The organism is Plantibacter sp. CFBP 8775 (genome assembly GCF_014839505.1).
GTDB lineage: Bacteria > Actinomycetota > Actinomycetes > Actinomycetales > Microbacteriaceae > Plantibacter > Plantibacter auratus.
Genome location: NZ_JACYNV010000001.1, coordinates 1,414,062 through 1,427,551, shown reverse-complemented (window position 1 = coordinate 1,427,551; position 13,490 = coordinate 1,414,062). Strand labels below are relative to the sequence as shown.

15 protein-coding genes are annotated in these 13,490 nt (G+C 70.0%); 1 reads left to right on the top strand and 14 read right to left on the bottom strand.

The features are described 5' to 3' along the window. Positions 1-54 precede the first annotated feature (54 nt). Positions 55-993, bottom strand: coding sequence for an EamA family transporter RarD (gene rarD, locus IFR14_RS06805; RefSeq protein WP_191941266.1), 939 nt, complete (start codon positions 991-993; stop codon positions 55-57). Positions 994-1,188: 195 nt separating this feature from the next. Then, positions 1,189-1,485: a co-chaperone GroES gene (groES, locus tag IFR14_RS06800; protein ID WP_056008047.1), complete on the bottom strand. Its 297-nt coding sequence runs from the start codon at positions 1,483-1,485 to the stop codon at positions 1,189-1,191. 158 nt (positions 1,486-1,643) lie between these two features. On the opposite strand from groES, the gene IFR14_RS06795 reads away from it, so the two are divergent. Continuing rightward, a complete protein-coding gene (locus IFR14_RS06795; protein WP_191940637.1) occupies positions 1,644-2,849 on the top strand; it encodes a class I SAM-dependent methyltransferase in 1,206 nt (401 codons plus the stop codon). 38 nt (positions 2,850-2,887) lie between these two features. Here IFR14_RS06795 and IFR14_RS06790 read toward each other — a convergent pair whose 3' ends face one another. The 12 genes from IFR14_RS06790 to rplM all read right to left on the bottom strand — a co-directional run bounded on the left by IFR14_RS06790 (position 2,888) and on the right by rplM (position 13,366). Then, the gene (locus IFR14_RS06790; RefSeq protein ID WP_191940636.1) at positions 2,888-3,637 is read right to left on the bottom strand and encodes a DUF4190 domain-containing protein; all 750 of its coding nucleotides are present in this window, start codon (positions 3,635-3,637) and stop codon (positions 2,888-2,890) included. Between the two features lie 94 nt (positions 3,638-3,731). Further along, a complete protein-coding gene (tsaD, locus tag IFR14_RS06785; protein WP_191940635.1) occupies positions 3,732-4,790 on the bottom strand; it encodes a tRNA (adenosine(37)-N6)-threonylcarbamoyltransferase complex transferase subunit TsaD in 1,059 nt (352 codons plus the stop codon). Next, positions 4,787-5,323 (bottom strand): ribosomal protein S18-alanine N-acetyltransferase, encoded by a 537-nt coding sequence (gene rimI / locus IFR14_RS20830; protein ID WP_342365657.1) that lies wholly within the window; start codon positions 5,321-5,323, stop codon positions 4,787-4,789. Before rimI ends, tsaD begins: the two co-directional genes overlap by 4 nt. Continuing rightward, positions 5,320-5,949, bottom strand: coding sequence for a tRNA (adenosine(37)-N6)-threonylcarbamoyltransferase complex dimerization subunit type 1 TsaB (gene tsaB, locus IFR14_RS06775; RefSeq protein WP_191940634.1), 630 nt, complete (start codon positions 5,947-5,949; stop codon positions 5,320-5,322). The genes rimI and tsaB overlap by 4 nt, the downstream gene beginning before the upstream one ends. Before the next feature lie 10 nt (positions 5,950-5,959). Beyond that, a complete protein-coding gene (tsaE, locus tag IFR14_RS06770; RefSeq protein WP_124768828.1) occupies positions 5,960-6,460 on the bottom strand; it encodes a tRNA (adenosine(37)-N6)-threonylcarbamoyltransferase complex ATPase subunit type 1 TsaE in 501 nt (166 codons plus the stop codon). Further along, entirely contained in the window at positions 6,457-7,617 is a 1,161-nt protein-coding gene (alr, locus tag IFR14_RS06765) for an alanine racemase (protein ID WP_191940633.1), read from the bottom strand. Before alr ends, tsaE begins: the two co-directional genes overlap by 4 nt. Next, entirely contained in the window at positions 7,614-7,970 is a 357-nt protein-coding gene (locus IFR14_RS06760) for a holo-ACP synthase (RefSeq protein WP_064296680.1), read from the bottom strand. The genes alr and IFR14_RS06760 overlap by 4 nt, the downstream gene beginning before the upstream one ends. Before the next feature lie 74 nt (positions 7,971-8,044). Continuing rightward, positions 8,045-9,892: a glutamine--fructose-6-phosphate transaminase (isomerizing) gene (glmS, locus tag IFR14_RS06755; protein ID WP_191940632.1), complete on the bottom strand. Its 1,848-nt coding sequence runs from the start codon at positions 9,890-9,892 to the stop codon at positions 8,045-8,047. A gap of 126 nt (positions 9,893-10,018) precedes the next feature. After that, on the bottom strand, positions 10,019-10,972 hold the full coding sequence (gene coaA / locus IFR14_RS06750; protein ID WP_064296681.1) for a type I pantothenate kinase: 954 nt from the start codon (positions 10,970-10,972) through the stop codon (positions 10,019-10,021). 46 nt (positions 10,973-11,018) lie between these two features. Beyond that, positions 11,019-12,380: a phosphoglucosamine mutase gene (gene glmM / locus IFR14_RS06745; protein ID WP_191940631.1), complete on the bottom strand. Its 1,362-nt coding sequence runs from the start codon at positions 12,378-12,380 to the stop codon at positions 11,019-11,021. A gap of 25 nt (positions 12,381-12,405) precedes the next feature. Further along, positions 12,406-12,891 (bottom strand): 30S ribosomal protein S9, encoded by a 486-nt coding sequence (rpsI, locus tag IFR14_RS06740; protein ID WP_064296683.1) that lies wholly within the window; start codon positions 12,889-12,891, stop codon positions 12,406-12,408. Between the two features lie 28 nt (positions 12,892-12,919). Continuing rightward, complete coding sequence (gene rplM / locus IFR14_RS06735) at positions 12,920-13,366, bottom strand: 50S ribosomal protein L13 (protein ID WP_071259493.1); 447 nt, start codon at positions 13,364-13,366, stop codon at positions 12,920-12,922. Positions 13,367-13,490: the final 124 nt, after the last annotated feature.

Sequence of the window (13,490 nt, the reverse complement as noted above, 5' to 3'; positions counted from 1 at the left end):
CCTGTTTCGCGCTTTTCCTGCAGTGGTCGCGCGATCAGCGCTGGAATCCGCTGTTCAGACCCGCGTCGAGCGGCGCCGTTCGGCCCCGGCGGCCCGACGACCCCGCGTTGAGGCGACGAGCATGTCGACGGTGAGGATCGCGAGCGCCAGCCACACGAGACCGAAGCCCAACCAGCGCTCCGGCGGCATCGCCTCGTGCAGGACGGCGACACCGACGACGAACTGGATGATCGGTGCGAAGTACTGGATGAAACCCATCCAGGTGAGCGGGAGGCGGCGGGCCGCCGCCGCGAACAGCAGGAGCGGGACGGCGGTGATGACGCCGGCGCCGACGAGCAGCAGGGCGTGCCCGACTCCCGCGGTGCCGATGGTCAGCCCACCGGTCACGCCGACAGCGATGAGCTGGGCGATCGCGACCGGCATCAGCCACACGGCCTCGAGCGTCAACCCGGACACGGCGTCGACCGAGCCGCCCACCAATTTCTTGATGTAGCCGTAGAGGCCGAATGAGAAGGCCAGGATGAGGGCGATCCAGGGGACGCTGCCGTGCCCGATCGCGAGGACGAGGACCGCGATCACGCTCACGACCACCGCGGCCCACTGGGCCGGACGCAGCCGCTCACGGAGGAAGAAGACGCCGAGGAAGACGGTCACGATCGGGTTGATGAAGTACCCGAGCGACGCCTCGACCACTTGGCCGTTGAGCGCACCGTACACGTAGGTCTGCCAGTTGACGTAGATGAGCGCTCCGGCGAGACCCATCGTCAGGACGATGCGGCGCTGGCGGAGGATGCCGAACAGTCGACGCCAGGAACGGGTCGCCAGGATGAGGACGGCGCAGAAGACGAGGGAGAAGAGGATCCGCCACGCCACGACCTCGAAGGCTCCGGCCGGTGCGAGGGCGATGAAGTAGAGCGGGAGCGCTCCCCAGAGGCAGTAGGCGGCGACCGCCGAGAGCAGTCCGGACCGGCTCCCCTGCTGGGGTACGGCCACACTCGCACGTCGGTCGTCTCCCCCGTCGACGGTGACGGGGTGGATGTCGACGTCGGCTGGATCGCTGGGGTTCTGCACTGGTCCAGGCTAGACCCGCGACTCCCCGCGACACCCTCCGGAAACGGACACAGCCCGAACGGCGAATGCCATTCGGGCTGTTGAGCGGCCTGGGCCGCCGGATCCGTGCGCTGGTGACTAGCGGACGACGACTGCGAGGACGTCGCGCGCGGACAGGACGAGGTAGTCCTCACCGGCGTACTTGACCTCGGTGCCACCGTACTTGGAGTAGATCACCTTGTCGCCGACGGCGACGTCGAGCGGGACGCGGTTGCCGTTGTCGTCGATGCGACCGGGTCCGACCGCCACGACCTCGCCCTCCTGGGGCTTCTCCTTGGCGGTGTCGGGGATGACCAGACCGGAAGCGGTGGTCTGCTCTGCCTCGACCTGCTTGATGACGATGCGATCCTCGAGCGGCTTGATGGAGACCGACACGGTTGACCTCTTTCTTGAAACGAAGACGTGGTTAGCACTCACACTGCGAGAGTGCTGATTCCAGTGTAGGCATCTTCTGGCACTCATGCAATGCGAGTGCCAATCAGCGACTGCTACCGTTGCCGGATGCATCCAGCTCCGCCCGAGGCCCGCTGACCATGGACCGTTCGGAACTCGTCGAACTCCTCACGGCCGACGGCCTCAGGCTCCTCGACGCCCTCCCTCCCTACCCGACGAAGGACGAGGCCGTCCGCCTGGTCGGGCGCCTGCGCAAGGAGGGCCACTCCCCCGAGCTGGTCGCGGCGGTCCTCACGCAGTCGCGGCTCAGGCAGAAGGCCGTCGGGAAGTTCGGACCGTTCGCCGGCCGCATGCTGTTCACCGAGGCCGGGCTCGAACAGGCCACGCGCCTTCCCGTCGCCGCATTGCACGCCGGGCGGTTCGCCCGGGCCGGCCTCACGCGGATCGCCGACCTCGGCAGCGGCATCGGCGCCGACTCGATGGCCATGGCCTCGCTCGACCTGGAGGTCACGGCGGTCGACATCGACGAGGTCACCGCGGCCATCGCCAGCTACAACCTCGCTCCGTTCCCCACGGCGACCGTGCGGAACGCCGCCGCCGAGGACGTCTCCCTCGACGACTTCGACGCGGTCTGGTTCGATCCCGCGCGGCGCACCGCAGGACACGCCGACACCGCGCGGCTGTCGAGTGCCGCCGACTACACCCCGTCCCTCGACCTGGTCTTCGGTGCGGCGACCCGCCTTCCCACAGGCGTCAAGCTCGGGCCCGGATTCGACCGCTCCCTCATCCCCGACGACGCCGAGGCGCAGTGGGTGTCGGTCGACGGACAGCTCGTCGAGATGGCGCTCTGGTTCGGCCCGCTGGCCCGTCCGGATGTCCGACGGTCCGCGCTCCTCCTCGCGGACGGCGTCCACCACGAGTTGCACGCCGAGGCCGACGCCGACGACGCCCCAGTGCGGGAGCTCGGCGACTACGTGCACGAACCCGACGGATCCGTGATCCGGGCCCGACTCATCGGCGACCTCGCCATCCGGTTGGAGGCCGGCATGCTCGGCCAGGGCATCGCCTACCTGACCTCCGACACCGCGACGAGCTCGCCGTTCGCCACGACCTTCCGAGTCCTCGAACGGCTGCCGATGGACGAGAAGGTCCTCAAGCGCACCATGCGTGATCGCGGGATCGGCGTCCTCGAGATCAAGAAACGCGGCGTCGACGTCGACCCCGCGGCGTTCCGGAAGCGTCTCGCGCTCAAGGGCGACGGCTCGGCCACGATCATCCTCACGAGGATCACCGGCAAACACAGTGCGCTGCTCGTCGAACGGGTGACGCCGGCCGCCGACGCCTGACCCGACGGCGTCCGCCGGGCCGCAGCGCCTGTGGAGGATCAGGTCGAGACGTAGCCGATGATCACGACGACGCTGTAGACGAGCCAGCCGACCGAGCAGGCGAGGCCGACGAACCCGGTCACGAGGCCGGTGAGGGCGCGACCTCGGCCCTGCGGCTCGCGACGCCTGGCTCCGAACCCGAGCACGATCGCGGCGATCGACAGGGGGAAGCCCCAACCGACGAAGACCGACACGACGAGCCCGACGACACCGGTGATGAGCGACCAGGTGCTCCGCGAGGTCCCGGTCGACGCGGCAGGGGTCTGCGTCTGCGACTGCTGGTACGCGGCGTAGCCACCCTGGCTCGGCGCCTGGTAGACCGCCGTCGGCACCGTCTGGAGATAGGTCGCGTGATCGCCCTGCCAACCCGCCGGAGGCGCCGAGGGGGACGCCCCCTGCTGGGCAGGGTGCGTCGGCGGCGTGACGGGCGCGCCGGCGCCGCGCTGCCAGTCCGTGGGTGGCGGGGAGGCCTGACCCTGAGGCTGGTGCGGCTGCTGGGGCTGAGGCTGGTACGGCTGCTGCTGGCCCTGGGGCTGATACGGCTGCTGCTGGCCCTGCGGCGCGACGCCGGCCTGCTGGGAGGGCTGTGGCGGCTGGTACGGCGACCAGGGCTGCTGGGCCTGGGGCTGCTGCGCCCACGGCTGCTGCGGCTGCCCGTTCGGCTGCTCGGCTTGCGGCGGGCGCGACTGCCCGTCCACCGCACCGTCCTGGTGCTGAGGTCGTCCGTCGGGGTGCTCGTGCTGATCCATCGCCGCTCCTTCGATCCGTGACCGGGTACCGGCCCATCCTATGCGCCGACGTCTGCGCACCCGGTCGACGGCCGCGAGACGGCTCGTCGAGCGGTCAGAGCACCTGGATCTCGGTGACCGGCAGGGTCGAGTCGGCGCCGAAGTCGAGCGACGACGGCTCGTGTCCGGCGGAGATGAGCTGCGCTGCGAGCGCGGCGATCATCGCGCCGTTGTCGGTGCACAGCTGCAACGGCGGGATGCGGAGTTCGATCCCGGCCAAGGCGGTGCGTTCGGCTGCCACCTCGCGGAGCCGTGCGTTCGCGATGACACCGCCCCCCAGCAGCAGGCGGGGCACGCCGAGCTCGGTGCACGCCTTGACCGCCTTCGAGACGAGCACGTCGACGACGGCCTCGCGGAAGCTGGCGGCGACGTCCGCGACGGGGACCGGCTCCCCCGCGTCCTGCTTCGCCTCGACCCAGCGTGCCACGGCCGTCTTCAGGCCGGAGAAGGAGAAGTCGTAGCGATGCCGCTCCATGTCCTTCGGCAGGCTGAGTCCGCGGGGGAAGCGGATCGCCTTCGGGTCGCCGCCGACGGCCGCCCGGTCGATCTGCGGACCGCCCGGGTACGGCAGACCCAGGATGCGCGCGACCTTGTCGAAGGCCTCGCCCGCCGCGTCGTCGATGGTCTCGCCGAGCAGTTCGACGTCCGACACAAGGTCCCGCACGAGGAGCAGCGAGGTGTGCCCGCCGGACACGAGCAGGGCGATCGTCGGGTACTCGATCGTCCCGTCCTCGGAGTCGAGGACGTCCGCGCCGACGTGACCGACGAGGTGGTTCACGGCGTACAGCGGTTTGCCGAGGGACACGGCGAGCGCCTTCGCTGCGCCCACGCCGACCATGAGTGCGCCGGAGAGACCGGGGCCGCTCGTCACCGCGACGGCGTCGAGGTCGGCCAGTGCGATGCCGGCCTCGGCGAGCGCCGCCGTGAGCGTGGGCTCGAGGGCCTCGAGGTGGGCGCGTGCGGCGACCTCCGGGACGACGCCGCCGTACCGTGCGTGTTCGTCCATGCTCGAGGCGATGGTGTTCGCCAGCAGGTGGTGTCCGCGGACGATGCCGATCCCGGTCTCGTCGCAGCTCGTCTCGATGCCGAGGACGAGCGGTTCTGCACGGTTCACGCGATGCTCCCGGGGTGCTGGTCGGTCTGGTCGAGCGGGGACTGGCCGTGGGCGGGCATGGGCGGCCTCGGCTGGACCGTGAGTCGCATGACGATGGCGTCGACGTCGTCCGGCTGGTAGTAGCCGGGGCGGACGCCGAGTGCCTCGAAGCCGAGACTGCGGTACAGCGTGATCGCCACGGGGTTGTCGGCCCTGACTTCGAGGAAGACCTGGGCGACGTCCTGCTGCCGGGCCTGCTCGATGAGCGCCTGCATGAGGAGCCGTCCGAGCCCTCGTCCTCTGGCGTGCCCGGCGACGGCGATGGTCTGGATGTCGGCGTCGTCGGACCGGGACGGTGCGAAGAGCCCACCGTAGCCGGCGAGTGTCGCGTCGCCGGCATCGACCTCCGTCGCGACGAGGTAGTACCCGTGCGGCGACGACAGTTCGGCGCGCATCATGTCCGCCGACCAGGCGTCGTTCACGAAGACGGTGTGCTCGAGCTCCATGATCGCGTCGAGGTCGGCGACACCGGCGCGGCGCAGCGACCAGCTCACGCCGTCACCCGCTTGGCGCCCGCGGACATCGTGACGTCGGGCGAGCGGAGGTACAACGGCTCCTCCCCCGCGAACGCGCCATCGGTGGCGAGGAGTGCGGCGGCGACCTGTCCCAACGCCCCGGCGGGGACGACCAGCGCGTCGAGGCGCACGGACTCGGAGGTCGGGAGGTCGTCGGGTTTCGCGAGGACCGGCCCCTGGACGCGGACCGGGAGGCCGGCTGCGTCGAGTCCGGCGTAGCTCGTCCAGTAGCGTTCGCGACGGCGGGCGTCGGTGACGACGAGGAGCGTGGCGTCGGGTGCGGCGGAACCGGAACGGTAGGCATCGAGCGCTATCGCATCGTGGCTCACCACGGGGTGCACCGGGAGGCCTGCGCCGATCCCGAAGCTGCGGGCCGCGGCGATCCCGATCCGGAGTCCGGTGAACGGCCCTGGTCCCATACCCGCGACCAGCCCGGTGAGCGCGGCGACCTCGATCCCGGCGTCGTCGAGGCATCCGGCGATGAGCGTCCCGATGACCTCGGCGTGCCGCATCGGGTCGTCGGAGGACCGTTCGGCCAACACCTCGCCACCCAGGGTGACGACGGCGACGCTCGAACCCGCGGATGTATCGATCGCCAACAGCACGTCGTCCAGCCTACCCGGCGTCGATGGCGGGGTGCCGCGAGAGCGTGAGGGTCCGGCGCTCGATCGGCTCCTCGCCGGCGTCGTCCGTGGCGGGCTCGTCGCCGGCTCCGGTCGGACGTTCGATGACGAGCTCGAACCAGGTGGGGACCACGCCGTCGAGCAATCCGGCTCCCCACTCCACGACGACGACGGACCGGGCGAAGTCGATGTCGAGGTCGTCGAGTTCGAGCGCCGAACCGAGCCGGTAGGCGTCCACGTGGACGAGCGGCGGACCGCCGACGAGGCTCGGGTGCGTCCTGGCGAGCACGAAGGTGGGGCTGGTGACGGGGCCGCGGACCCCGAGGCCCTCGCCGATCCCTCGCGTGAGGGTCGTCTTGCCTGCTCCGAGCGGCCCGGTCAGGACCAGGAGCTGCCCTGCACGCAGTTCCGTGCCGAGTCGGACGCCGTACGCGTGCATCTCCTCGGGCGTCGCCACCTCGACGGTGCCCGGGGTGAGGACGTGATCGGTCATGACCGCTCCCTGGTCGTCCGGACCACGCGCGGCCCGATGCGGGTGACGAGTTCGTAGTTGATGGTGCCGGCGGCCTCCGCCCAATCCTCGACACGCGGCGCGCCGGACGCCGGATCGCCGAAGAGCACGGCGTCGTCACCCACCGCGACCGCGTCGTCGCCGACGTCGACGACGAACTGGTCCATCGCGATCCGCCCGCACACCCGGTAGCGGCGTCCGTTGATCACGACCGGACCGGCGTTCGAGGCGCTCCGCGGCACACCGTCGGCGTATCCGAGCGGGATGAGGGCGAGCGTCGTCGCCGTGCTGGTCCGGTAGCTGTAGTCGTAGGACACCCCGGCGCCCGGCTCGACCCGACGCACGGCGGCGACCGTCGCCCGGAGGGTCATGACGGGCCGGAGGCCGAAGGCGTCGGCCGAGCGGTCGGCGTCCTCGGTGGGCTCGAAGGGTGACAGGCCGTACACGGCGAGTCCGAGGCGGACGGCGTCGTACCGGAGGGACGGCTCGCCGAGTGCTGCCGCCGACGCGGCGAGGTGCAAACTCCGCGGTGCGAGACCGGCCTCCCTGGCGAGGGCGACCCCGCGTTCGAATCGGACGGCGGCGGCCCGGTCGTCGGCGGTGGAGGTGTTGGAGACGTGCGAGAACAGCCCGTCGACCCGGACGAGCCCGGCGGCCTCGGCGGCTGCGGCGGTCTCGAAGAGCGCCGGCCAGTCGGCTTCGGCCGCGCCGTTCCGGCTGAGCCCGGTCTCGAGTTTGAACTGGACGACCGGCACGACGGACGGCCGATCCCGAGCGGCCTCGATCACGCGGTCGAGCTGCGCCACCGACGACAGACCGAGGTCGAGCCCGGCGTCGAGTGCGGCGCCGAACGCCGCCTGTGGGCCGTGCAGCCAGGCGAGGATCGGTGCCGTGATCCCGGCGGCACGCAGCGCGACGCCCTCCGTGATGTCGGCGACGCCCAGGCGATCGGCCCCGGCCTCGACCGCCGCGCGGGCGATCGCCTCGGCACCGTGCCCGTAGGCGTCGGCCTTGACGACGACGATGAGTTCACCGACGTCGGTCAGTTCGCGCAGACGACGGACGTTGTGGCGCAGGGCGTCGAGGTCGATGATCGCCTCGCGGGTCGGTCGCTCGTCGCGCTCGGACACGGGCGTCATCCCTCCCGCTCCGCGACGACGAACGCGACGGCGACCCCGGCGTCGTGCGTCATGGTCAGGTGCATGCTGGTGATCCCCCGTTCAGCCACGACACCCGCCGTGACGCCGGACAGGGCGAAGTCAGGCTTCCCCTCGGGGCCGTTCACGATCGCCATCTCCTGCCACCGGATGCCGTCCGAGGAACCCAGTGCTTTGATGAGCGCCTCCTTGGCGGCGAACCGCCCGGCGAGGGACCGCAGCGGGAGGTCGCGCTCCGACGGGACGAAGAGCCTGGCCAGCAGGTTCGGGGTGCGCGTGATCGCCCGTTCGAACCGTGCGAGGTCGACCAGGTCCACCCCGATGCCGATGATCATCCCTCTACTCTACGGCCGTCGTGTGCGGCCCGGAGGCCCGCTCGACAGGCCACCTCGGACCGCGCGGACCGTCCCTACTCGACCGTGACCGACTTCGCGAGGTTACGCGGCTGGTCGACGTCGAGGCCCTTCGCCGTCGCGAGCTCCATCGCGAAGATGTGCAGCGGGATGACGGCGAGCAGGGGCTCGAACAGCGGACCGGCGAGCGGGATCGGGATGACCTCGTCGGCCGAGGGCAGGACGGCGGCGTCGCCCTGCTCCGCGATCGCGATGACCCGGGCACCACGTGCGCGGATCTCCTCGATGGTCGAGATGACCTTCGGGTGAAGGATCGCCGAGCCACGCGGGCTCGGGACGACGACGAAGACGGGCTGACCCGGCTCGATCAGGGCGATCGGGCCGTGCTTGAGCTCGCCACCGGCGAAGCCTTCAGCGTGGATGTACGCGAGCTCCTTGAGCTTCAGCGCACCCTCGAGCGCGATCGGGTAGCCGACGTGGCGACCGAGGAAGAGCACCGCGCGGGAGTCGGCCATCCAGTGGGCGAGCTGCGCGATCTTCTCGGAGGCCCCGAGGATGCTGGCGATCTTGTCGGGCACGGCCTGCAGCTCTTCGACCTGCGACGCCAGGAACTCCGGAGTCTGGGTGCCGCGGACCCGCGCGAGGTGCAGCCCGAACAGGTACAGCGCCGTGATCTGAGCGGTGAACGCCTTCGTGGACGCGACCGCGACCTCGGGCCCCGCGTGGGTGTACACCACGGCGTCCGACTCGCGCGCAATCGTGGCGCCCTGGGTGTTGCAGATCGACAGGGTCTTCGCGCCGGACTCGCTCGCGAAACGCACCGCCATGAGCGTGTCCATGGTCTCGCCCGACTGGCTCACCGAGATGACGAGCGTGCGCGCGTCGATGACCGGGTCGCGGTAGCGGAACTCGTGGCTCAGCTCGACGGTGACCGGGATCCCGGCCCAGCGCTCGATCGCGTAGGTGCCGACCGTGCCCGCGTAGGCGGCGGTGCCACACGCGATGATCACGATGCGGTTGATGTCGAGGAAGAGCTCGTCGAGACCGGCGAGTTCGGGGATGACGACCTGGCCGCCCTCGACCCGCCCGCGGATCGTGTTCGCGACCGCGTCGGGCTCCTCGCTGATCTCCTTCGCCATGAAGCTCGACCAGCCGCCCTTGTCGGCCGCCGAAGCGTCCCACTGGATCTCGAACGGCTCGGTCACGACGTGGTTGCCGGAGAAGTCGGTGACCGTCACGTCGTCGGGCGTGATGACGACCATCTGGTCCTGGCCGATCGCGACCGCGCGCTGGGTGTACTGCACGAACGCGGCGACGTCCGACCCGAGGAAGTTCTCGCCGTCGCCGAGCCCGATGACGAGCGGCGAGTTCCGACGCGCACCGATGACGACGCCGGGCAGGTCCTGGTGCATGGCGAGCAGCGTGAAGGCGCCGTCCAGGCGAGCGACGACGCGACGGAAGGCTTCGGTGAGGTCGCCGGTGGAACGGTACTCGCGGCCGATCAGCACGGCGGCGATCTCGGTGTCGGTGTCGCTCTCGAAGGTGAAGCCGTCCGCGAGGAGCTCCGCGCGCAGTTCGGCGAAGTTCTCGATGATGCCGTTGTGGATGAGCGCGAGGCGTCCTTCGTCACCGAGGTGCGGGTGCGCGTTGCGGTCCGTCGGTCCACCGTGGGTCGCCCAACGGGTGTGACCGATACCGGTCGACCCCGGCGCGATGGGGTTCGCGGCGAGGTCCTCGGTGAGGACGGCCAGCTTCCCGGCGCGCTTCCGGGTGTTCAGCGAACCCGTCGCGTCGAGCACGGCGATCCCGGCGGAGTCGTACCCCCGGTACTCGAGCCGCTTGAGTCCGCCCATGAGGACGTCCACCGTCTTGTCGTTCCCGACGTACCCTACGATTCCACACATGTAGAGCAGCATAATCGTGCGATTTTGCGAGGATCCTGCACCAACCTCGAGGCGCCGGCGCTCAGCCTCGGAGCAGGACAGTCTCGCCGAGATCGACCGGTTCCCGGGCCCTTCCTCTGCCGCGGGTCAGAGCTTGCGGAGCAGCACCGAGGACACCGTGTGATCGGAGTCCTTCCGCAGCACGAGCTTGGCGCGCGAGCGGGTCGGGCGGATGTTGTCGATGAGGTTCGGTTCGTTGATCGAGCGCCAGAACCCACGCGCCTGATCGGCCGCCTCCTCATCGGAGAGCTCGGCGAACACGTTGAAGAAGGAGTTCGGGTTCGAGAACGCGCCCCGCTTGAGCGCCATGAAGCGGTCGACGTACCAGGACTCGATGTCGCGCGTCCGTGCGTCGACGTAGATGCTGAAGTCGAACAGGTCGCTGATCGCGAGTCCGCTCGCCGTCGCAGCCGGCTGCAGCACGTTCAAGCCCTCGACGATCAGGACGTCGGGGCGCCGGACGACGACCTGCGCCGTCGGGATGATGTCGTAGCGCAGGTGCGAGTAGAACGGTGCCCGCACCTCGGCGGCACCGCTCTTCACCGCGGTGATGAACCGCAGGAGCGCGCGCCGGTCGTAGGACTCGGGGAAGCCCTTGCGATCCATGATGCCGCGCCGCTGGAGCTCCTCGTTCGGATAGAGGAAGCCGTCGGTCGTCACGAGTTCGACGTGCGGGGTGTCCGGCCAGCGTGACAGCAGCTCGCGCAGGAGCCGCGCGATCGTCGACTTGCCGACGGCCACGGAACCCGCCACGCCGATCACGAACGGCGTCCGGAGCGCCTGGTCGCCGAGGAACCGGCTCGTCGCTCGCCCGAGGTCCTGGGTGCCCTTCGCGTAGAGGCTCAACAGCCGGCTGAGCGGCACGTAGACCTCCTCGACCTCACGCATGTCGAGACGGTCGCCGAGGCCACGGATCTGCACGACCTCGGTCTCGCTGAGCGGTGTGGCCGTCTCCGGAGCGAGTCGCGCCCATTCGGCACGGTCGATCTCCACGTAGGGCGTCGGCTGCCCGGAGGCACCGCCCGTCGTCGTCGAAGTCATGCGATCACTCTTCCACAGCTGAGGTGCCGACCCGCCGCCGGACGACTCAGATGGCGAGTCGCTCGCGGACGACGTCGGCGAGGCGGTGCGCCAGACGATCGGCGGTCGGCTGGTCGGCCGCCTCGACCATGACGCGGACGAGCTGCTCGGTGCCGGACGGCCGCAACAGCACGCGTCCGTCGTCTCCGAGCTCGACTTCGGCAGCCTGTACGGCAGCGTCGACGACCTCGTCGCCGACGAGGCGCGTGCGGTCGACACCCGTGACGTTGACGAGGATCTGCGGGTACACCTGCATCACCGCAGCGAGCTCCGCGAGCGTCTTCCCGGTGCGCGCCATCTCGGCCACGATGTGCAGACCGGTGAGGATGCCGTCGCCGGTGGTCGCGTAGTCGGCCATGATGACGTGACCCGACTGCTCACCGCCGAGCGAATAGGCGTTCGCGTTCATCGCTTCGAGGACGTAGCGGTCGCCGACCCCGGTCTGGACGACGTCGATGCCGTGCTCGCGCATCGCGACGTGCAGGCCGAGGTTGCTCATCACCGTGGCGACGAGCGTGTCGTCCTTGAGCTTGCCGCGCTCCTGCATCGAGACCGCGAGGATGGCCATGATCTGGTCGCCGTCGACGATCTTGCCCGCGGCGTCGACCGCGAGGCAGCGGTCGGCGTCGCCGTCGTGTGCGATGCCGAGGTCGGCACCGTGCTCGAGGACCGCCTTGGACAGGAGGTCGAGGTGCGTGGAGCCGACGCCGTCGTTGATGTTCATGCCGTCGGGGTCGTTGCCGATGATCGTGACCTTGGCCCCGGCGTCGCGGAAGGTCTCCGGCGACACACCCGCGGCCGCGCCGTGCGCGCAGTCGAGGACGACATGGATGCCGTCAAGGCGGTTCGGGAGGCTGCCGAGCAGATGGAGGACGTAGCGGTCCTCCGCGTCGGCGAAGCGGATGATCCGGCCGACGTCGGCGCCGGTCGGGCTGAGCTTGGGTCGGTCGAGGTATTCCTCGATGCGGCGTTCCACCGCGTCGGGCAGCTTCGTCCCGCCGCGGGCGAAGATCTTGATGCCGTTGTCGGGCGCGGGGTTGTGCGAGGCGGAGATCATCACGCCGAAATCGGCGTCGATGTCGGCGATGAGGAACGCCGTCGCTGGCGTCGGCAGCACGCCGGCCTCGAGCACGTCGACGCCCGAGGACGCCAGGCCCGCCGCGACGGCGGCGGACAGGAACTCGCCGGAGATACGCGGGTCGCGTGCGAGCACGGCGACCGGGCGCTTCCCGGCGGCACGGCGGGCCTCAGCACTACGGCCTTGCCCAAGCACCACTGCGGTGGCTTGGGCAAGGCCGAGAGCGAGGTCTGCCGTCAGGTCGGCGTTCGCGAGTCCGCGTACGCCGTCGGTACCAAACAGCTGAGGCATCGAGCTTCGCTTGTCTTGAGAGCGCTTAGCGCTTCGAGAACTGCGGAGCCTTACGGGCCTTCTTGAGTCCGGCCTTCTTGCGCTCCTTGACGCGAGCGTCACGGGAGAGGAAGCCGGCCTTCTTCAGGGTGGCGCGGTTGTTCTCCTCGTCGATCTGGTTCAGCGAGCGAGCGATGCCGAGGCGCAGCGCACCGGCCTGGCCCGAGGGGCCACCACCGGAGATGCGTGCGATGACGTCGTAGCCGCCGGCCAGGTCGAGGACGGTGAACGGGTCGTTGATGAGCTGCTGGTGCAGCTTGTTCGGGAAGTAGTCCTCGAGCGTGCGGCCGTTGACCGTGATGGTGCCGCTGCCGGGGACGAGACGCACGCGGGCGATGGCCTGCTTGCGACGGCCGACGGCTGCGCCGGGGACGCTCAGCACGGCGCGAGGCGCGGTGACTGCTGCTTCAGGAGCCGACTCGGTGGAGTAGCTCTGCGGGGTCTCTTCGATGGAATCTGCGATGTTCGCCACTGTGTAATCCTTTTTTCTTGTCCGGTGCTTACTGGGCGACCTGGTCGAGCGTGAACGGCTTGGGCTGCTGAGCGGCGTGCGGGTGCTCGCTGCCCGTGTAGACCTTGAGCTTCTTCAGCTGGTCGCGGCCGAGCGTGTTCTTCGGCAGCATGCCGCGGATCGCCTTCTCGACGGCGCGGATCGGGTTCTTCTCGAGGAGCTCGGCGTAGGTGACGGCCGAGAGCCCGCCCGGGTAACCGGAGTGGCGGTAGGCCTTCTTCTGCAGGAGCTTGGCGCCGGTGAGGGCCACCTTGTCGGCGTTGATGATGATGACGAAGTCGCCACCGTCCATGTGAGGGGAGAAGGTCGCCTTGTGCTTGCCGCGCAGGAGCGCTGCAGCGTGGCTGGCCAGGCGGCCGAGGACCACGTCGGTGGCGTCGATGACGACCCAGTCGTGCGTGATCTCACTGGCCTTCGGGGAATACGTGCGCGTCACAATAGTGCTGCTTTCTGGTCGGAGTTGGTCGTTCGTGAATCCCGCTCCTGTTGGGTGTTCCGAACGGAACGCCCGAGGTGGAGGGCTCAACTTCGGGTACCGCGCCGCAGAAGGCGCAGGCACC